This window comes from Lentzea sp. NPDC060358 (genome assembly GCF_042725365.1).
GTDB lineage: Bacteria > Actinomycetota > Actinomycetes > Mycobacteriales > Pseudonocardiaceae > Lentzea.
Genome location: NZ_JBHXCW010000153.1, coordinates 1 through 18,857, shown reverse-complemented (window position 1 = coordinate 18,857; position 18,857 = coordinate 1). Strand labels below are relative to the sequence as shown.

At 72.8% G+C, this 18,857-nt stretch carries 17 protein-coding genes; 8 read left to right on the top strand and 9 right to left on the bottom strand.

Annotation, left to right across the window (positions count from 1 at the left end; translation table 11 throughout):
* Positions 1-29 precede the first annotated feature (29 nt).
* From ACFWGZ_RS27490 to ACFWGZ_RS27480, 3 genes are all read right to left on the bottom strand, one after another.
* A complete protein-coding gene (locus ACFWGZ_RS27490) occupies positions 30-1,313 on the bottom strand; it encodes an SLC13 family permease (protein WP_382454466.1) in 1,284 nt (427 codons plus the stop codon).
* Positions 1,314-1,418: 105 nt separating this feature from the next.
* The gene (locus tag ACFWGZ_RS27485; protein WP_382454465.1) at positions 1,419-1,925 is read right to left on the bottom strand and encodes a CBS domain-containing protein; all 507 of its coding nucleotides are present in this window, start codon (positions 1,923-1,925) and stop codon (positions 1,419-1,421) included.
* 26 nt (positions 1,926-1,951) lie between these two features.
* Entirely contained in the window at positions 1,952-2,116 is a 165-nt protein-coding gene (locus tag ACFWGZ_RS27480; protein ID WP_382454464.1) for a hypothetical protein, read from the bottom strand.
* A gap of 165 nt (positions 2,117-2,281) precedes the next feature.
* Here ACFWGZ_RS27480 and ACFWGZ_RS27475 point away from each other — a divergent pair, with 165 nt between their 5' ends.
* Complete coding sequence (locus ACFWGZ_RS27475) at positions 2,282-4,180, top strand: acyltransferase family protein (RefSeq protein ID WP_382454468.1); 1,899 nt, start codon at positions 2,282-2,284, stop codon at positions 4,178-4,180.
* A gap of 36 nt (positions 4,181-4,216) precedes the next feature.
* Here ACFWGZ_RS27475 and ACFWGZ_RS27470 read toward each other — a convergent pair whose 3' ends face one another.
* The 3 genes from ACFWGZ_RS27470 to ACFWGZ_RS27460 form a co-directional block, all read right to left on the bottom strand.
* Positions 4,217-4,717 carry a DUF6461 domain-containing protein gene (locus tag ACFWGZ_RS27470; protein WP_382454463.1) on the bottom strand — a complete coding sequence of 167 codons (501 nt, stop codon included), beginning with the start codon at positions 4,715-4,717 and terminating at the stop codon, positions 4,217-4,219.
* Between the two features lie 68 nt (positions 4,718-4,785).
* Complete coding sequence (locus ACFWGZ_RS27465; protein WP_382454462.1) at positions 4,786-6,282, bottom strand: alpha/beta hydrolase; 1,497 nt, start codon at positions 6,280-6,282, stop codon at positions 4,786-4,788.
* Between the two features lie 163 nt (positions 6,283-6,445).
* Positions 6,446-6,856, bottom strand: coding sequence for a Dabb family protein (locus ACFWGZ_RS27460; RefSeq protein WP_382454461.1), 411 nt, complete (start codon positions 6,854-6,856; stop codon positions 6,446-6,448).
* A gap of 186 nt (positions 6,857-7,042) precedes the next feature.
* Here ACFWGZ_RS27460 and ACFWGZ_RS27455 point away from each other — a divergent pair, with 186 nt between their 5' ends.
* Both ACFWGZ_RS27455 and ACFWGZ_RS27450 read left to right on the top strand, forming a co-directional pair.
* Complete coding sequence (locus tag ACFWGZ_RS27455) at positions 7,043-8,503, top strand: M48 family metallopeptidase (protein WP_382454460.1); 1,461 nt, start codon at positions 7,043-7,045, stop codon at positions 8,501-8,503.
* A 12-nt stretch (positions 8,504-8,515) separates the two neighbouring features.
* A complete protein-coding gene (locus ACFWGZ_RS27450; protein ID WP_382454459.1) occupies positions 8,516-9,424 on the top strand; it encodes a hypothetical protein in 909 nt (302 codons plus the stop codon).
* On the opposite strand, the gene ACFWGZ_RS27445 is transcribed toward ACFWGZ_RS27450, so the two are convergent.
* Positions 9,421-9,984 (bottom strand): TetR/AcrR family transcriptional regulator C-terminal domain-containing protein, encoded by a 564-nt coding sequence (locus ACFWGZ_RS27445; RefSeq protein ID WP_382454458.1) that lies wholly within the window; start codon positions 9,982-9,984, stop codon positions 9,421-9,423. The two genes, ACFWGZ_RS27450 and ACFWGZ_RS27445, sit on opposite strands and share 4 nt — an antisense overlap.
* A 53-nt stretch (positions 9,985-10,037) precedes the next feature.
* Here ACFWGZ_RS27445 and ACFWGZ_RS27440 point away from each other — a divergent pair, with 53 nt between their 5' ends.
* A complete protein-coding gene (locus ACFWGZ_RS27440) occupies positions 10,038-11,321 on the top strand; it encodes an FAD-dependent monooxygenase (RefSeq protein ID WP_382454457.1) in 1,284 nt (427 codons plus the stop codon).
* Here ACFWGZ_RS27440 and ACFWGZ_RS27435 read toward each other — a convergent pair.
* Positions 11,258-12,304: a GRAS family protein gene (locus tag ACFWGZ_RS27435; RefSeq protein ID WP_382454456.1), complete on the bottom strand. Its 1,047-nt coding sequence runs from the start codon at positions 12,302-12,304 to the stop codon at positions 11,258-11,260. The genes ACFWGZ_RS27440 and ACFWGZ_RS27435 overlap by 64 nt on opposite strands.
* A gap of 156 nt (positions 12,305-12,460) precedes the next feature.
* On the bottom strand, positions 12,461-13,318 hold the full coding sequence (locus tag ACFWGZ_RS27430; protein WP_382454455.1) for an alpha/beta hydrolase family protein: 858 nt from the start codon (positions 13,316-13,318) through the stop codon (positions 12,461-12,463).
* A gap of 185 nt (positions 13,319-13,503) precedes the next feature.
* Here ACFWGZ_RS27430 and ACFWGZ_RS27425 point away from each other — a divergent pair, with 185 nt between their 5' ends.
* From ACFWGZ_RS27425 to ACFWGZ_RS27410, 4 genes are all read left to right on the top strand, one after another.
* A complete protein-coding gene (locus ACFWGZ_RS27425) occupies positions 13,504-15,900 on the top strand; it encodes a LuxR C-terminal-related transcriptional regulator (RefSeq protein WP_382454454.1) in 2,397 nt (798 codons plus the stop codon).
* A gap of 19 nt (positions 15,901-15,919) precedes the next feature.
* Positions 15,920-16,333, top strand: coding sequence for an acyl-CoA thioesterase (locus ACFWGZ_RS27420; protein WP_382454453.1), 414 nt, complete (start codon positions 15,920-15,922; stop codon positions 16,331-16,333).
* Positions 16,330-17,430, top strand: coding sequence for a zinc-binding dehydrogenase (locus ACFWGZ_RS27415; RefSeq protein ID WP_382454452.1), 1,101 nt, complete (start codon positions 16,330-16,332; stop codon positions 17,428-17,430). The genes ACFWGZ_RS27420 and ACFWGZ_RS27415 overlap by 4 nt, the downstream gene beginning before the upstream one ends.
* A gap of 170 nt (positions 17,431-17,600) precedes the next feature.
* Positions 17,601-18,722 carry a S1 family peptidase gene (locus ACFWGZ_RS27410; protein ID WP_382454467.1) on the top strand — a complete coding sequence of 374 codons (1,122 nt, stop codon included), beginning with the start codon at positions 17,601-17,603 and terminating at the stop codon, positions 18,720-18,722.
* The last annotated feature ends 135 nt before the right edge of the window (positions 18,723-18,857 follow it).

Here is an 18,857-nt window from a genome sequence, read left to right as displayed (position 1 = left end):
GCACGAGGGGTGCCGCGGAGCGCGCCGGTCTAGAAGTACCGGAGCCAGACGTAGCCCCACGCCATCGCCGTGCTGATCAACGTCACCACGATGCCGTACCGCGTGAACTGCCAGAAGCTGATCCGGTGCCCCGCACGGGCGGCGATGCCGAGCGCCACCACGTTGGCGCTGGCGGCGACCGCCGTGCCGTTGCCGCCGAAGTCGGCGCCCAGGGCGAACGACCACCACAGCGCCTGCCCGGTGGCGGCGTCGGGGATCTCGGCCACCATGCCCTCGACGACGGGCGTCATCGTGGCGACGTACGGGATGTTGTCGAAGAACGCCCCGAGCACGCTCGACCCGAACAGCAGCGCGGTCGCGGCCAGGAAGTAGTCGTCGCCGAACGCGGACACGGCCCACGTGCCGACGGTCTCGATCACCCCGGTGTGCACCAGGCCCGCGACCATGACGAACAGACCCATGAAGAACGCGAGCGTGGGCCACTCGACCTCCGCCAGCACGTCGGTGACGTCGGCCCGCGTGACCAGCATCATCACGCCGGCGCCGACGAGTGCGACGATCGCCGGGTCGAGGTGCAGCACCGAGTGCAGGCCGAAGCCGAGCACGACGAACGCGAACACGACCAGGCACCGGCGCAGCATCTTCGGGTCGGTGATCGCGCGGCGTTCCTGCAGCGACATCACCGCCTCGACGTGCTCGGCGTTGTACTGGAACGACTTGCGGAAGAGCACCTTCGTGAGCAGCACGAACACCACGAACACGACCACGACCACCGGTGCCATGTGCACGAGGAAGTCCGTGAACGACAGGCCGGCGCGGCTGCCGATGATGATGTTCGGCGGATCACCGATCAACGTGGCGGCACCGCCGATGTTGGACGCCAGCACCTCGGCGATGAGGTACGGCTGGGCGGCGATGCGCAGCCGGTTGCACACCACGATCGTCACCGGGGCGACGAGCATGATCGTGGTGACGTTGTCGAGGAACGGCGACGCGATCGCGGTGATGAGCATCAGCATCACCATCAGGCGGTACGGGCGGCCGCGCGCCCGTTTCGCCGCCCAGATCGCGAGGTAGTCGAAGACACCGGTCTGCTTGACGATGCCGACGATGATCATCATGCCGAACAGCAGGAAGATGACGTTCCAGTCGATCCCCTCGTGCTCGGAGAAGAACACCTCGGAACCGGGGACCAGGCCGAAGACGGCCATCAGGCCGGCGGCGACGAGGACGACCTTGACCTTGTTCGCCTTCTCGGTGGCGATGAAGAAGAACGCGACCAGGAAGATCGCCAGGGCGAGAGCAGCGCTCACGGAGCTCCCAACGGAGGAGATGTCGCCGCCGGCGCGTGTTCAGCCGCACCGGCGACGACGGGGGGAGTGGCTCTGGGGCGCGCGCGGGGCAGCGCCGGGGAGAGGTCAGTCCTCGGAGGTGTAGACGGCGAGGCTCGTGATGAGGCGGTCGAGGGTGATGGCGCCGACCAGGGCGCCGGTCTCGTCGACCACGGCGACGAGCGGGCTGTGCTGGCGCGCCATCAGGGCGGCGACCTCGAGCAGCGTGGCGTCGTCGCGCACCGTGGCCGGTTTGGCGCGCTGGCGCGGGGCGACGTCGCCGACGGTGCGGTCGGCGAGCTCCACCCAGAAGCTGTCGGCGGCGTTCTCGTCGATGGTGCGGGCGAGCGCCGGGTCCTCCTGGTAGGACGACGGGACCGCGAGGCGCAGCACCTGCGTCCCCGGCAGCACGGTCCACGGGCGTGCGCGGTCGTCGACGACGATCAGGCCGGGCAACCGGTTGACCGCCATGACCCGCACCGCCTTGGCGACCGGGTCGTCGACCGTCACGGTCGGGACGTTGATCGCGATGTCGCGTGCCTGCATGGCATCATCCAGTTCGGTGCGCCCGGCCAGCTTTCCCGGTGCGGACATGGTCTTCTCCCGTGGGTGCTCGTGGGTCAGGGCTTGTGGTGCACGCCGGTGAAACCGGCGATGATCAGGCCGGCGGCGACGAGCAGGGCGTGGGGCAGGACGATCCCCGCGATCAGCAACGCCAGGGCGATCCCGAGCAGAACGGGGTTCAGCGGCCGTCTGGTCCGAGTCGGGCGGTCGCTGCGGTTCATGGCACCTCCTTCCGGTGGGCGCCTTCCACGATTCCCGTTCCTGCCTGCGAAAACGATCCGTCGGGGCACCCAACTACCCACCGCGGGAGGGGGTGGTGCAGGGCGGAATTGGGTGTTGCCACGGATGGACGGCGCAGGGGGTGGGAGGCAACCCTCGCTGGCGTGGTGGCAAGTGAACAGATCGGGGCAACACGAGCGTCCGCACCGGACGGGAGCTCGCCGCCACGGACCTACCGGCCGGAACTGCAGGGCCTGCGCGCGGTGGCCGCCTGCCTGGTGGTCGTCTACCACGTCTGGCTGGGCCGGGTGTCCGGCGGTGTCGACGTCTTCTTCCTGATCTCGGGTTTCCTCGTGACGGGACAGCTCGTGCGGGCCACGGCACGGGGCAGGCTCGACCTGCGCGCGCTGTGGAGCAGGATGGCCCGGCGGCTGCTGCCCGCGGCGTTCGTCGTGCTCGGGGCGACGGTGGTGGCCGGGATGCTCCTGCTGCCGCCCGACCGGTGGTCGCAGACGATCCGCGAGGTGACCGCGGCGGCGCTGTTCGTGGAGAACTGGCAGCTCGCGGCCGACGCCACCGACTACTACGCGCAGAACGACCAGGCGAGTGTCGTGCAGCACTTCTGGTCGTTGTCGATCCAGGGCCAGTTCTACCTGCTGTGGCCGTTGCTGGTCGGCCTGGTCGTGCTGCTGCGCCGGTCGCTGCCGCGCGTGCTGCTGGTGGTCTTCGCTTCCTCGTTCGCCTTCTCGGTGTGGCTCACCGCCGTCGACCAGCCGCTCGCGTACTTCCACACGGCGACGCGGATCTGGGAGTTCGCGCTGGGCGGCCTGCTGGCCCTGACCGGGTTCTCGCTCGTCCGTCCACTGAGGATCGTCCTGGGCTGGGCGGGCCTCGCCGGACTGCTGCTGTGCGGGCTGGTGCTGCAGGTGGGCGCGCAGTTCCCCGGCTACCTGGCGCTGTGGCCGACGACGTGCGCGGCGGCCGTGATCGTGGCCGGGACGACCGGCAGCCGGTTCGGCGCGGACCGGTGGCTCGCGGGCGAGCGGATGCGCCACCTCGGCGACCTCAGCTACGCGCTGTACCTGTGGCACTGGCCGGTGCTGGTCCTCTACCTGGTGGTGCGCGGGCAGAGCGAGGCGGGACTGCTCGGCGGCGTGGCGGTCATCTCCGTCTCGCTCGTGCTCGCGGCCCTGACGCACCTGCTGGTGGAAGAACCCGTGCGCCGGTCGGGCCTGCCCACGCGCAAGCTCACCGCACTGCTGCTCGTGCCACTGCTCGCGGCCGTGGCGCTCTGGCAGCACACCGGAGCCCGCGACGTGCGGGCCCACGTCCCGGCCACCGACTTCGCCGCCCTCGACGGCGAGTCCTGCGAGAAGTCCCCGCAGCACAGGGAACTCACGGTGTGCCGCGGTCCTGTCGCCGGGACCCCGGCCAAGCGCGTGGTGCTGGTCGGCGACTCCCACGTGCAGCAGTACATCGCCGCCCTCACCCCGATCGCGCAGGCCCGCGACTGGCAGCTGATCGCGATGCTCAAGGGCGGCTGCCCGTTCTCCACGAGGTCGGAGAAGTTCCCCGGCAACCAGGAGTGCGAGCGGTTCAACGAGGAGGCCGCCACCGAGATCATCGCCCTGCGCCCGGACTTCGTCTTCACCCTGGCCACCCGCAACGTCCAGGTGGGACTGACCGAGGAGACGCCACCGGGCTTCGTGGACCGCTGGCGCCAGCTCGACGCCGAGGGCATCCCGGTCGTCGCCGTGCGCGACAGCCCCCGGTACAGCTTCTCCGTGCCCGAGTGCGTGCGCGTGCACGGCGTCTCGGCCCCGCGCTGCGGTGCGCCTCGCGCGGACCTGCTCGCTCCGGTGCCGCCCTACGCGGGCCTCGACGTGCCGGGAGGTGTGTCGTTCCTGGACTTCAGCGACCAGCTCTGCCCGGACGGGTACTGCCCGCCCGTGATCGGTGACCTGCAGGTGAACTTCGACGACAACCACGTGAGCGCGAGCTTGATGCGGGCGCTGTCACCGGTGGTGGAGCAGGCGCTGGACGCGGTGACGGTGCCTGCCGGCTGAGGTGGTCTTCGGTCCGCCGGCGCTCCCGCGAGGCGCTCAGGCCCGGTCCGCCCGCACCGCGGCGGAGAGGGCCTGCACCAGGTGGCCGTAGCGGTGGCCGGTGGCGCGTTCCTCGTCGGTCGTGCGGTCTCGGGCGAAGTTCAGCGACCAGCTCGCCCGCCGCGCCGGTCCCGACCACGCGCGGACGTGCCGGCCCAGGTCGCTGTCCGGGGTGAGGGCCACCGGCTCGCCCCGGCGGGCTGCCGCCGGTGCCGCGGCCAGGCCCGGGGTGTGCTCGAGCGCGGGCAGCACACCGGTGATCAGGCCCGCCGGCCGCAGCGAGCGGGCGATGGGCTCGTCGTAGCGGGTGTCCCAGCCGGCGTCGTCGACCGGGCCGGTGTCGAAGCCGGCCTCGTGCATCAGCGGCAGCAGGCGGTGCCGGCCGTCGCCGCCGATCTCGTCGGGCCGGCTGGGGTCGAAGTGCGCGACGAGGGCGCCGTCGTCGAAGGTGTGCAGCCGGCGCATCTGCTCCGGGGTGCGCGGCTCGAGCGTGTCCATCAGGCCGCCCGCGCGAGGAGTGTGCGGCGCCACCGAAGCGGTCGCCGCACACCCGGCCGGCCGTCAGGTCAGCGGCAGGCCTTGTCCTCGGAGACGCGCTCGCCGGTGACGAGGAACCGGGTCGCCTCGTCGTTGGCGCACTTGTTCTTCTTGAACGGGTAGGCGAGGTGCCCGCCCTGGTCGACGGTGACGATCCTGGCCCGGTCGCCGAGTGCGGCACGCATCTTCTTCGCCACCACCAGGGGCGTGATGGGGTCACGGAGGTTCTGCACGATCAGGACGTTCGAGGGGCCCTGGTCCGTGATGCGGGTCTGGGGTTCGACCGGGTCCGGCCAGAAGGCGCAGGGGCCGATGTTGGACGCCGCCGAGCCGAACATGGGGTACTTGACCCGGTCCGCCGCGTGATCGTCCACATAGGTCTGGACGGACGTGGGCCAGCGGGAGTCGTTGCACAGCACGTGCAGCTGGCTCGCGAGGTAGTTGTCCGCGGTCTTGGCCTGCCAGCGCGCGTCGTCCGGCCGGCTCGGGCTGGACGTGGGTTCGCCGCCCGGTTTCGTCGCGGCGTCCGGCCGCCATGTGCCGTTGTTGACGTCGCGCCAGGTCTCGGCGAGTGCGCCGAGGGCGTTGTCGTAGTACAGGCCGCTGAACGTGGTCTGGCGGAACAGGCTGCCCGCCTGGGTGCCGATGCCGGGGAGCGCGTCCAGCGTCGCGGTCAGTTCGAAGTACTTGGCGGTCACCTGGTCGGGAGTGGTGCCGAGGCCGTAGTCGGGGTGGGTGGTGGCGACGTACCGCGCGAAGTCGGGGAAGCGGTCCTCGAAGCCCTGCGCGAACAGGCGCGAGCCCTCGCGGTCCCAGCCGCCGGCGCCCAGCGAGCTGTCGAGGAGCACGCGGTCGGTCGTCCCGGGGAACAGCGTCGTGTAGACGGCGCCCAGGTAGGTGCCGTAGGAGATGCCGAAGTAGGAGGCCTTCTCCTCGCCCAGCGCCTGCCGCACCTGGTCGAGGTCCCTGGCCGCGTTCGCGGTGGAGATGTGGGGGAGGAGGTCCTTCGACGCGGAGCCGAGGCAGCTGTCGGCGACCTGCTTGCCCAGTTCCGCGCTCTTGCGCACGTCCGCGGCGTCGGCGGCGTGGAGCGGGATGTTGGTGTAGTAGGCGGGAATCTTCGCCAGGTCGCAGGTGACGGGCGTGCTGCGGCCGACGCCCCGGGGGTCCATGCCGATGATGTCGTAGCTGTCCAGGACGTCTTGCGGCAACCCGACGTCCTTGAGGTCCAGGGAGTGCCGGAGCGCCTCACCGCCGGGGCCGCCGGAGTTGGTGAGCAGGATGCCGCGTCGTTTCTCCGGTTTCTTGCTGGGCAGCCGGGAGATCGCGATCTGGATCCTCCTGCCGTCGGGTGCGCGGTAGTCGAGCGGCACGTCGAGCGTCGCGCACTCGAGCCCGGGGCCGCTGGCGTCCGCCGGGCAGGATCCCCACTGCACGGCGTTCGCCACGGGCGTGGGCGGGCTCGGTGCCGTGCAGGCCGCGGTCACGACTGCTACCGCAAGGGCCGTGAAGGCCTTGTCGCGCATCTGGATTTCCTTCGTACGGCGACGTGGACACCCTGCTGGTGTCCACTGTGGTCAGATGTGGTGCTGCTGACCAAGTCTGTCGCCGACGGCGGAGGCGTACCAGTGACGTGACGTCATGACGTGGTGGGCCCGCGCGGCGAGCGGGACGGCGGGCCCACCGGGGTCAGCCGTGCTCGACGGCGCTGCTGCCCACGTGCGAGGGCAGGGCCGCGACCAGTTCCACGAGCCCGGGATCGGCGGCGTAGTGGCGCATCTGCAGTTCGGCGATCTTCGCGCCGAGCCCGGGGTCCGGGTCGTCGCTGATGTCGAAGGTCTCGAACTTCTCCATCAACGGCAGGCCGGCCCGCTGGGTCCGGTGGTGCGCCGGGTGCCCGAGGTACTCCGAGTAGCCGTCGAGGTCCTCGAAGGCGAAGATCGCGCTCCAGTCGAACTCGCTGCCGTGCTCGCGGCCGACGGTGAACCACTTCACCGACGGGATCGCCGTGCCCTGCTCGCGCAGCACCTCCAGGGCGCTCTCGACCTGGGCCGCGTCGGCGCCCTCTTTCACCCTCATCCGGTTGCCGTGGTAGATCATCGCTGCTCCTCTGCTGATCAGGTCGCCTCATGGTGCGCGGGTGCGCGGGACGGTCGCGTCAGCAAGAGCTGCCTAGATGCCGGTGCGCCGGACGTAGGCAGACGACTTCGGGAATATCCCGTCCGGCGGGACCGGCGATCGTGCACACTCTCTCCCACCGCAGGGGTGCGGTGCTGGGGGGAAGTGATGCGTGCTGTCGTGGCGGTCGCGCTGCTCGTGGGGGTGTGCGTCCTCACTCTCGTGCTGATCGCCGGAATCGTGCTGATCAGCGTGCTGTACTTCGTGAACGACCGGCCGATCGGCTTCGTCTGGTCCGTCGTGATCGGCGCGATGCTGGTGTTCGCGTTGCTCAGCGGCCTGGTGACGATCGCGGGACCCTCGGACGACGAGGTGCGCGGCGAGCGGGTCGGCGAGCAGGACGAGCCCGAGATCTGGGCGCTGGTCCGCAGGCTCGCCGCCGAGGTCGGCACGCGTCCGCCGGACCGCGTCTTCATCGTGCCGGAGGTGAACGCCTCGGTGTCGCAGCGCACCAGGCTGCTCGGCCTCGTCGCGACCACCCGCCGGATGTACGTGGGCGCCCCGCTGCTCGCGTGCCTGACCGAGCGGCAGCTGACCTTCGTCCTCGCGCACGAGCTCGGCCACTACAGCAACCGCGACACGAGGCTGATGGGCGTGGTGGTGGCGGGCCGCGTGGCGTTGAACCGCGTGGTCACCAAGCTCAACCACCGCTTCTGGTACCACGCCGTGGCCGCCGTGCTGTTCACGTACTACGCGAAGGTCTACTTCGCGGTCACCGCGTCCCTGTCGCGCCGGCAGGAGCTCGCCGCCGACGCGACGGCCACCCGGATCGCCGGGACCGACGCCGCGGTGAGCGCCCTGCGGGAGATCCCGGTGGTCGAGGCGGCCTGGACCCTGTTCCACGACCGGCACTTCCGCCCGGCCTGGGAGGCGGGGTTCCTGCCGACGACGATCTTCGACGCGTTCGCGGGGTTGCGCGGCTCGCCCGAGCTGCGCGCCCACCTCGACGAGATCAGGCAGAACCCGCCCGAGCGCGTGCTCGGCCGCTACGACTCCCACCCGCCGCTGCCGGAGCGCATCGCGGCCGTCACCGCGATGGCCGTGCCGGACAGCGGGCCCGACCGGCCGGCCGGCGCGCTGCTCGCGGACAACGGCGCGGTGATGGACAAGACCCTCGTCGGTTCCCTGGTGGAGGAACTCGGCGTGAAGCGGCGGGTCGACTGGGCGACGCTGGCGCACACCTCGGTCCGCGCCACCCGGGTGGACCGGGCGCGGCGGCTGCTGCGGGTCGGCGGCGGCTCGCTCGGCGCCGTGCTCGACCAGCTCGACGAGGGCCGGCTGTCCGCGTTGCTGCGCACCGACGCCCGGCCCGGCAGCGGCACGTCGGCGCCGAGGGTGCGGCGCGAGTTCGCCCGCGGCCTGCTGATCGGCGAGCTGACCGCACTCGTCGAGCTCGCCTTCGCCGACCAGGGCCGGGCGCGCTGGGAGTCCGACTGGCTCGGCGCCACGACCTTCGACGGCCCCGACCTCACCGCCGAGATCGAGCAGGCCACCGACGACCGGGGCTGCACGCGGGCGCTGCGCGCGGCGCTCGCCGGGCTCCGCGTCGACCAGGCCCCGACCCGCTAGGAGGACGACGCCGTGGTGCTCGACCCGACCAGACACGCCGATCCCGAACGCTGGGGCCTGGTCCCGGACGCGGACGTCCGCGACTTCTTCCCCGAGGCAGACCCCGTGCTGGCCGGGGCGGTCACGGCCGCCTCCCGCGGCCGGTGGGAGCAGGCCGCGGCGGCGCTGAAGCCCACCCGGGGCCACTGGGACGACCGCGCCCGCGTGGTCCAGGCGCTGGCCCGCGAGGGCGCCCGCACCGACGAGTGGCTGGTCCGCTGGCGCGACGAGCAGCCGGACCGGGACCTGGCCGTGCTCGACGCGGCCGCGTGGGTGCTGGTGGCGCGGGAGATCCGCGGCGAGAGCGACGAACAGGACCACGTGCAGGGGTACCACCGCGTGCTGCGCCGGGCCGAACGCGCGGCCCGGCACGCCGCCGAACTGGCCCCGCAGGACCCGACGCCGTGGTGGACGCTCGTCCAGGTCGCCGGCGGCCTCTCGATCGACCAGGCGCGGTTCGCCGAGATCTGGCACGAGCTGGTCGTCCGCGCCCCGCGGCACCGGGCCGCCCACGAGGCCGCCCTGGAGTACTGGGCCGGTCAGTCGCCGGACGTGCTGCTCGACTTCGCGGCGAACGCCGGCCCCGCGCTGGTGCTGCGGGCGGCGTTCCTGCTGGAGGACGACGATCCGCTCATCTGGCGCACGCACCTCGTGGCCGACGCGATGGAGCGGCTCCTGACCGAGGACGAGCTCTCGGACGACGACCGCGGCCACCTCGTCCTCGCGCTGTACGACCACAACCGGTTCGCCGAGGTGATCGAGCAGTTCCGGGCGCTCGGCGGCCGGGCGGACGGTGCGCCGTGGAGCCGTTTCGAGGACCCGAAGGGCACTTTCCTGGAGTACCGCGCGACTTCGTGCCGCAAGGCCGCGCTCAGGAGCTAGGCGAGGAGCTTCGCCACGCCGAACTCGAACCGGCCGTCGAACTCCTCGGTGAGGAACGGGAGAACGCGCCGCAGCGAGGCGCGTTCCCCCACCTCCGGCACGCGCGAGCCGTCGGGCGAGGCCTGTTCCTCCTGCGCCAGCCCGAGGACGAAGTAGATCAGGCTCCAGCACGTCCACGCCGCCTCGCGTTCCGCCATCCCGCCGTCGAGCAGGGCGGCCACGAGCGCTTCCGCGGTGTCCAAAGTGGCCGGTTCGGCGGCGTAGGTGCCCGCGACGACCGCGGCGCCATCGCGGTGGGCCAGCAGGGCGCGCCGGTAGCGCCGGGCGATCTCGGCGGCCCGCTCGCGCCCGTCGCGCGGCAGGCCGGACAGCGAGACGCCGGCCACGATCGCGTCGGCCATCAGCTCTTCCAGCCGCGCCTTGGTCTTCACGTGCCAGAGCACGGTGTTCATCCGCACGTCGAGGCGGTGCGCGATGGCCCGCATCGACACGGCCTCCGCGCCGTGCTCGTCGAGGATCTCGAGGGCGGTGCGCACCACGTCCGCTTGACTCTTGGTCACTGACCTAGTCTACTCGACCGCGACCAGTTGGTCAGTGACCAAGGGAGGGTGACGTGAACGTCGTCGTGGTGGGTGCCGGGCCGACCGGGCTGTGGCTGGCGGGGGAGGTGCGGCTCGGCGGAGCGGAAGTCGTGGTGCTGGAAGCGAAGGAGCAGCGCGACGCCAACTCCAAGGCGCTCACGGTCCACCCGCGCACCCTCGAGGTCTTCGACTGCCGCGGGGTCGTGGAGCCGTTCCTGGCGGAGGGCGTCCGCATCCCGGACGGGCACTTCGGCGGGCTGCCCGACCGGATGGACTTCGCCGCGCTCGACACGCCCTACCCGTTCACGCTTGCCCTGCCGCAGGCACGCACCGAGGAACTGCTGGAGGAACGAGTCCGCGGCCTCGGTGCGACCGTCCTGCGTGGGTGCGAGGTCACCGGCCTCACGGACGACGGCGTCGCGTTGGCCGACGGACGGGTCATCGCGGCGGACTACGTCGTGGGGTGCGACGGCACGCGCAGCACCGTGCGGGCGGCGGCGGGGATCGACTTCCCCGGCACCGACGCCACGACGTGGGGCTGGCTCGGCGACGTGGTGCTGGACGCGCCGCCGGAGCGCGGGTTCGCGAGCGTCACGGGTGCGGCCGGCGGCCTGATGGTCGTGCCGCTGCCCGGTGGGGTGCACCGGATCGTCGGCGGTGACGCGCGCACGAACGTCGCCGAGTGGCCGGGCGAGCTCACCCTCGACGAGCTGCGCGCCACCGTCGGCGAGATCGCGGGCACGGACTTCGGCATGCGCGACCCGAGGTGGTTGTCCCGCTTCGGCAACGCCACCCGCCAGGCCGCCGCCTACCGCCGCGGCCGGGTCCTGCTGGCGGGCGACGCCGCGCACATGCACTTCCCGACGGGCGGCGTCGGCATGAACGTCGGCATCCAGGACGCGCACAACCTGGGCTGGAAGCTCGCCGCCGTCGTCACCGGCCGGGCGGACGAGGCGCTGCTCGACACCTACCACGACGAACGCCACCCCGTCGGCGCCGACCTGCTCGCGCACACCAGGGCCCAGACGGCGCTGATCACGGGCTACAGCGCCGAACTGCGGGCGTTGCGCACCGTCGTGAGCGGACTGATCGCGGTCGCGCCGGACATGGCGAGGATCCTCGCGGAACGCCTGTCGGGGCTGGACGTGGACTACGGGACGGGCCGCCGCGCACCCGACCGCGACGGGCTCTTCACGCGGCTGCGCGCCGGGCGTTCCGTGCGGACCGCGGCCGGGCTCGTGCGGCCGGACGGTCACCTCGCGTGGGACCAGTCCGGTGTGCCGACGAAGACCGCGACCAGCGTGGTGTCCTCGTAGCCCAGCTCGACGCGGTCCGGCAGGGCGCGCGTCCAGAACCCGCCCCGCGCGCCGCTGACCGTGCGCGGGCCGGGCATCAGGCGGAAGCCGTTGCCGGTGAAGCGGCGGGCCCACGCGTCGGCGGGTTCGTGGCGCTCGAAGCGCTCCTCGTCCCGTGCGCCCACCACGTTCTCGATCTCGGGACCGAAGTACTGCTTCATCGCGGCCTTCTCGGTGTCCGCGGCCGCCGTGCTGTCGATCGCCTCGAACAGCGTGCCGTAGTGCCGCCAGGCGTTGCCGAAACGCGTGCGGAACGGCACCCGGTGGTGGTCCGCGTGCCGTTCGCACAGGGCGAAGGCGGCGGGCCCCAGGTCGCGCACCCGCTGGAACAACGCGGTCCTGGTGTCGCCGTTCTCGTCGTCGCGCAGGTGGTGCAACGAGAAGGACGCCGTCACCAGCAGCGGTCGCGGCGAGTCCCGCACCAGGTGCCAGAACGACTCGTCCAGCCGTTCGGGAGCGCACCGCACGGGGTGGAAGACCACCTCCGCGCCCACTCGGGCCCCGGTCGCGCGCAACGCCGCCTCGGCCCCGCCCGGGTGCTCGGCCGCGGTGTCGACCCCGATGACCGTCAGCGAACGCAGGTCCGGCGCCCGCTGCAGCAGGTCGCACTCCTGGCGCCCGCGCCCGATGCCCAGCGCCAGCACGGTCGCCGACTCGCGGCCGTCGAGGAAGGCCAGCAGGCGGTCGTTGGCGTGCCGCACCGCGCGCAGCAGCGGGAGGTTCCTGGTCAGGACGCGGAGCAGGTCCGCCTCCCCGGCGCGCGGGCGGCGGTCCTGGCCGGTGGCGTCGAGCCGGGAGGCGAAGGCGGCCAGGAAGAAGTCGCGCAGCCGCGGGTCGGCCGAGGTGGTCGCGCGGATGCGCTCGAGCACCGCGCCCAGGGCCGCGCGGTCGTCCTGGAGGGCGGCGTCGGCGGCCTCGTCGAACAGGCTGAACACAGTGGTCACGCGACCCGAAGCTAGGGCCGGCCCCCGGCGCCCGCTGGGCACCGGAGGCGGCGGGACCACCATCAGGTGGCCGCGAGTGCGGCGCTGAGCAGCGACGACACCCGATCTCGTGATTCCGGGGCCGCGGCGCCGGAGCACCGCGACCCCCTCGGCGGATCAGGAGTGCGGGCAGGTGTCGCGGTACTCTTCGATCTGCGTGCTGCGCCCCGGCGCCGGGCAGAGGAACTGCTCGTAGCGGGTGTCGTTGTCGATGAACCGCTTCAGCCACGAGATGCTGTACTTCGCGATGGTCGTGTTCGGGCTGTTCGGCGCGAAGTGCGAGGCGCCGTTGAGCTCCAGGTACGCCTTGTCCAGGGTGGACGGCAGCGAGGTGTAGAACGGCTCGGAGTGCGTCAGGACCGGGGCGATGGAGTCGTCCTCGGCGCCGATCACCAGGGTCGGCACGCGCACCGACGACCAGTTCTTCGCGGTGTGCCAGCCGGTCAGCGGGATCGCCGCCTGCAGCGCCGGGCGCTGGCTCGCCGCGCGCAGGGTGCCGCCGCCGCCCATCGAGTGGCCCATGACGCCGAGCCTGCTCGTGTCGACGCGGGACCGGACCGAGCTGCGTTCGGTCAGGTAGTCGAGCGCCGCGAGCAGTTGCGACGCCCTGCTGTCGGGCTGGTCGTAGATCGTGATCGTGTCGATCGTGAACACGACGAAGCCCTGGGAGGCCAGGCGCGGGCCGAGCCACGCGATGCTCGACTGGGTGCCGGTGTAGCCGGGGGAGACGGCGACCGCGCCGAACGTGCCGGAGGCGGTGCTCGTCGGGTAGTAGATGGTGCCGCCGCCGAAGCCGCTGACCAGCGACGACACCGAGGTCTCCGACACGGCGAACGGGCCGCGCGCCGCCTCGATGCTCGACGTGGTGGGGGCGGGGCCGCGTTCGTAGGGGTTGGCCGCCGCCAGGGCGTGGGCGGTGGTTCCGCCCACCAGGGCCAGGGACAGCGCGATCGGGAGCAGGGAACGAAGTCGCACGGCTTTGTACACCTCATTCGGCAGGGGAATTCGGGGACGACCTGACCCTGCAACCCCTCCGCGGACGTGCGCATCGGTACAACCACCGGTTCCGCCGGAGAACTTCGAACGGAAAACTAACAGTGGTAGGTGAATTTCGCCTCGACCCCTTCCGCAGGCCGTCCGGGGGCGGCGACACTGGGCCGATGCTGCGTGGCCGCGACAGGCAGCGCGTCGCCGTCGACGCGTTCCTCCGGCGTGCGCGCAACGGGCACGGGTCCGCGCTCGTGCTGCGCGGCGAGCCGGGCAGCGGCAGGTCGGCCCTGCTCGAGCACGCCCGCCGCTCCTACGACGCGGTGCTGTGCGTGGACGACCCGGGCCACCCCGGCCTCGACGACGACCTGCGCCGGCTCACCGAGGACGTCGAGGGCACCTGCGCCGCGGTCCTCATCGCCTCCGAGACGGAGACGTTCGGGCTGCCCAGCGTCGTGCTGGAACCGCTCGACCGCGCCGCGAGCCTGCAGGTGCTGCACGACCTGCTGCCCGGCGTGCCGTCCGCGCTCGCCGTGGACCTCGCGGAACTGGCCTGCGGCAACCCGCTCGCGCTGGTGGAGCTGGCCGGGTCGCTCACCTCCGACCAGCTCGGCGGCACGGCGCCGCCGCCGGAGGTGCTGCCCGAGTCCAGCTCGCTGCGCGCCCGGCTGCTCGCGAGGGTCGCGGCGCTGTCGCCCGCGGCCCGGCACGTCGTGGCGCTGGCCGCCGTGGACGACGAGCTGACCGCCGAGGGCCTCGCCCGGCTGACCGGCGACCTCGCCGCCGTGGCGGAGGCGGGCGCGCTGCTCGACCCGCGCCGCCTCGTCCGCTCCACCCTGCACTCCGGCACCCCGGCCGTCCTGCGGTTCCGGGCGCACGCCGAGCTCGCCGGGCTGCTGCCCCCGGGCCCCCGGCGCACCTGGCACAGCGCCGTGACCAGCGAGGACGGCGCCGGGCACGCCGACGAGCTGGCCGCCGGCGCCGAGCACGCCCGCCGCTGCGGCGACTTCGCGACCGCGGCCCGCGACCACGGCCGCGCCGCCCACCTGACCACCGACCCCGAGCAGAAGGCGCGCCGGCTGCTGCGGGCGGCAGCCGACCACTGGGCCCACGGCACCCCGCACCGGTCGCGCGCCGTCCTGCGCACGGCCGTCCGGATGACCGACACGGTCGAGCTGCGAGCGCTGATGGACCTCGTCGCGGGCGGCCTCGACCTGGGCGAGAGCCTCCCGGACGTGGCGGCGGACCGGCTGGTCCGCGCCGCGAGGGGACTGCTCGGCACCCAGCGCGCACTGGCGGTGGCGGCGCTCGGGTTCGCGGGTGAGGCGGCGAGCATCGCGGGCGACCCCCGCCGCCACCGCGCCGTCGCGGATCTCGCGCGCGAGATCCGCCGGCCCGACGAGCACCCGGTCACCCGGCTCACGCTCGACCACCTGATCGGCATGTCCGCGACGCTCTCCGGCCGCCACGCCGAGGCGCTGCCCGCGTTGCGCGCGGTGATCGGCCTGGCCGAGCACGTGCCGGGGCCGCAGGCGCGGATCTGGGCGAGCCAGGCCGCCTACGTGCTCGGCGACGCCACCCGGTCCCACGAGATGGCCACCGCGGCGGTGACGGCGGCGCGGGAGAGCGGCCACACCGCGCTCGTGCCGTGGGCGCTCGTCTACCGGGCGCTGTCGGCGTTGCTGCTCGACCAGCACACCGCGGCGCTGTCCGCGGCCACCGAGGGCGTGCACGCGGCCACGGCGATCGGCCAGCACAACGCCGTGGTCGACCACCTGACGATCCTCGCGCTGCTGGCGGCGCTGCGCGGCGACGCCGAGACGGCCCTGCACCGCATCGGCACCGCGACCGAGCACATCACCGAACGCGGGCTGATCCGGCCCGGCACGTTCGGCGCGTGGGCCTTCGCCTGCGTCGACCTGTCCCGCGACCGCCCCGCCGACGCGCTCGACCGGCTGCGGCTGCACCACGGGCACGCGGGCGTCAAGGTGATGGCCGCGCCGCACCTCGTGGAGGCGGCCGTCGCGTGCGGCACACCGTCCACGGGGGACAGAGCGCTCCAGCGGTACGAGAAGTGGGCCGGTGTTACGGGCAGCGCGGCGCGGCTCGCGCTCTCGCACCGCTGCCACGGCCTGCTGGAGACCGGCACCGCCGACGAGCACTTCGAGGAGGCGATCCGGCTGCACCGGGCCAGCGGCACCGCCCTGGAGCTCGCGAAGACCGAGCTGCTGTACGGAAACAGGCTGCGCCGCGGCCGCAAACCCAAGGTGGCGCGCGCACACCTGCGCGACGCCGTGCGCATCTTCGAGTCCTACCAGGCAGATCACTGGGTCGAGCGGGCCCGCGCCGAGCTGCGCGCCGCCGGCGACCCGACCGGCGAACCGAAGGACCACCCCGGCCTGACGCCGCAGCAGGCGCAGATCGCCGCGCTGGTCGCCGAGGGCGCCACGAACCGCGAGATCGCCGCGCGGTTGTTCCTGAGCCACCGCACCGTCGAGCACCACCTGCGCAACATCTTCGCGCGGCTCGGCGTGCGGTCGAGGGTCGAGCTGACCAGGAGGCTCGACTGAGCACAGCAGCGGAGGGTGTGTGCGCGACAGCTACCGGCACTGGCAGCGGATTCCGACCCGGTGGGCGGACAACGACGTCTACGGCCACGTGAACAACGTCGTCCACTACGCGTTCATGGACACGGTGATCAACACGTGGCTGATCGCGTCGGGTCTCGACATCCACGAGGGCGCGGAGATCGGCCTGTGCGTGGAGTCCCACTGCAACTACCGGGCCTCGATCGCGTTCCCGGACGCGGTCGACGCGGGCCTGCGGATCGGGCACCTCGGGCGGTCGAGCGTGCGCTACGAGGTCGGGTTCTTCCGGGAGCACGGTGACGACGTGATCGCCGAAGGCCACTTCGTGCACGTGTTCGTCGACCGGGCGACCCGCAAACCGGCCGAGATCCCCGCGCACCTGCGCACCGCGATGGAAGGGCTGGTGGTGGCGTGAGGACCCGGGGAGCCGTGCTGAGCGCCGTCGGCGGGCCGCTGGAGGTCGTCGACCTGGAACTGGACCCGCCCGGTCCCGGTGAGCTGCTGGTGCGCGTGCACGCCACCGGCCTGTGCCACTCCGACCTGTCCGTGATCGACGGCTCGCGCGTGCGGCCGTTGCCGATGGTGCTCGGCCACGAGGCGGCGGGCGAGGTCGTCGAGACGGGCCCGGACTCGGAGTTCGCGAAGGGCGACCGCGTCGTGCTGTCGTTCGTGCCCGCGTGCGGCGCGTGCCGGCCGTGCTCGTCGGGCCGGCAGGCGCTGTGCGCACCGGGTGCCGCCGCGAACCGCGAGGGCACGCTGCTCGGCGGTGGGCGCCGGTGGACGCTGCCCGACGGCACGCGCCCGCACCACCACCTCGGCGTGTCCGGCTTTGCCGAGTACACCGTGGTCTCCAGCCGCTCCGCCACACTCGTGCCGCCGGACCTGCCGCTCGACGTCGCCGCGCTCTTCGGGTGCGCCGTGCTCACGGGTGCCGGTGCCGCCTTCTACAGCGCCCAGGTCGCGCCGGGGGACCGGGTCGCGGTCTTCGGGCTCGGCGGTGTCGGGCTGTCCGCGGTGCTCGCGGCGATCACCGCGGGTGCCACCCAGGTCGTCGCGGTGGACGTCGTCGAGCACAAGCGGCAGCTCGCCCTGGCGCTCGGCGCGACGCACGAGGCCGCCGGCGGGCCCGACGCCGTCGCCCACGTCCGCGAGCTGACCGGCGGCGGCGCCGACAAGGTCATCGACACGACCGGCGTCGCCGCCGTGCTCGAACAGGCCTACGCCGCGACGGCCGTCGGCGGCACGACCGTCACGGTCGGCCTGCCGCACCCGGACCGCACGGTCTCGCTGCCCGCGCTCGCCCTGGTGGCCGAGGAACGCACGCTCAAGGGCAGCTACCTCGGCTCGTGCGTGCCGCGCCGGGACGTGCCGCGGTTCATCGACCTCTACCGCGCCGGGCGGCTGCCGGTGGACGGGCTGCTGTCCGGGCGGCTGGCGCTCGACGCGGTCAACGACGGGTTCGCGGCGCTCGCGTCCGGCGAGGCGGTGCGGCAGGTCGTCGTGATGGCGTAGGGCCCGGTCCGGTCTGTCCGGGCAGCAATCGGACAGGACAGGTCTTCGCCAGGCGGTTGACGGCGGCTAATGGTCTGGTCCACGGTGGGAGCGCTCTCATGTTCGCCGCTTCCCGCAACGGGGCGGGAGGCGATCCCTGCACGGACAAGGAGAAGAGCTTGCGCTTCACCATGCCCAGAGTCGTGCCCGCGCTGGCCCTCGTGCTGGTCGGGTCCACTTTCACCGCTCCGGCACAGGCCGCGGCCGAGGAGATGTCACCCGGTCTGATCACCGCGATGACCTCGGCGTTCGGGCTCACCGAAGCTCAGGCGCGGGTGCGCCTGGCGTCGGAGGAACGCGCGTCGGTGCTCGCACCGCGCGCCGAGACGCAGGCCGGCGCGTCGTACGCCGGCAGCTGGTTCGACGAGAAGACGAACCGCCTGGTCGTCGCCGTGACCGACCAGGCCGCGGCCCGCAAGGTCGAGGCGACCGGGGTGGACACCGTCGTCGTCGGCCGGTCCGCCAACTCGCTGAACGCCCACAAGAACCGTCTCGACGCGCTGTCGAAGACCGGTGCCGTGCCGTCGGCGGTCTCGAGCTGGAAGACCGACGCCAGGACCGGCGCGGTCGTCGTCAGCGTCGAGCCCGGCAAGCAGACCGCCGAGGTCGCCTCGTTCCTCGACAAGGCGCGCTCGTTCGGTGCCGTCACCGTCCACACCGACGGCGTGCAGCAGCCGCAGACGTTCGCGGCCGGCACGGTCGGCGGCGACCCGTACTACACCGGCAACGTCCGCTGCTCCATCGGTTTCTCGGTGCACGGCGGCTACGTCACGGCGGGTCACTGCGGTGGCGGCGGCGCGGCCGTGTACGGCTGGGACCGCTCCTTCCAGGGCAACTTCGCCGGTTCGTCGTTCCCCGGCAACGACTACGCGTGGGTCCGCATCGGCGGCGGCTGGTGGACCGTGCCGGTCGTGCTCGGCTGGGGCACCGTGAGCGACGCGCTCGTGCGCGGTTCGTGGGAGGCGCCGGTCGGCACCTCGGTGTGCCGCTCGGGTTCGACGACGCACTGGCACTGCGGTGTGGTCCAGGGCCGCAACGAGACCGTGAACTACCAGCAGGGCGCGGTCTACGAGATGGTCGGCACCAGCGTGTGCGCCGAAGGCGGCGACTCGGGTGGTTCGTTCATCACCGGTGACCAGGCGCAGGGCGTGACGTCCGGCGGCTACGGCAACTGCTCGAGCGGTGGTCGCACCTGGTTCCAGCCCATCAACGAGATCTTGCGCGTCTACGGGCTCACCCTGCACACGGCATGACCCGGGGAGGGCCGGCCGTCCAGGGAGGCGGGCCCCCCGCCACTGAGCGCCCGGAGACTGGTTTACCCGGCACGACCATTGAAACCAAGGCACCAGTGGCGCCCGGGCAGGCGGGCCCGAAATCGACCAACATGA

What these genes read in the sequence shown, in the direction of transcription:
- ACFWGZ_RS27485 (WP_382454465.1), bottom strand. Translation starts at nt 1,925, where the DNA reads ATGTCCGCACCGGGAAAGCTGGCCGGGCGCACCGAACTGGATGATGCC.
- ACFWGZ_RS27480 (WP_382454464.1), bottom strand. Translation starts at nt 2,116, where the DNA reads ATGAACCGCAGCGACCGCCCGACTCGGACCAGACGGCCGCTGAACCCC.
- ACFWGZ_RS27470 (WP_382454463.1), bottom strand. Translation starts at nt 4,717, where the DNA reads ATGGACACGCTCGAGCCGCGCACCCCGGAGCAGATGCGCCGGCTGCAC.
- ACFWGZ_RS27465 (WP_382454462.1), bottom strand. Translation starts at nt 6,282, where the DNA reads ATGCGCGACAAGGCCTTCACGGCCCTTGCGGTAGCAGTCGTGACCGCG.
- ACFWGZ_RS27460 (WP_382454461.1), bottom strand. Translation starts at nt 6,856, where the DNA reads ATGATCTACCACGGCAACCGGATGAGGGTGAAAGAGGGCGCCGACGCG.
- ACFWGZ_RS27455 (WP_382454460.1), top strand. Translation starts at nt 7,043, where the DNA reads ATGCGTGCTGTCGTGGCGGTCGCGCTGCTCGTGGGGGTGTGCGTCCTC.
- ACFWGZ_RS27425 (WP_382454454.1), top strand. Translation starts at nt 13,504, where the DNA reads ATGCTGCGTGGCCGCGACAGGCAGCGCGTCGCCGTCGACGCGTTCCTC.
- ACFWGZ_RS27410 (WP_382454467.1), top strand. Translation starts at nt 17,601, where the DNA reads ATGCCCAGAGTCGTGCCCGCGCTGGCCCTCGTGCTGGTCGGGTCCACT.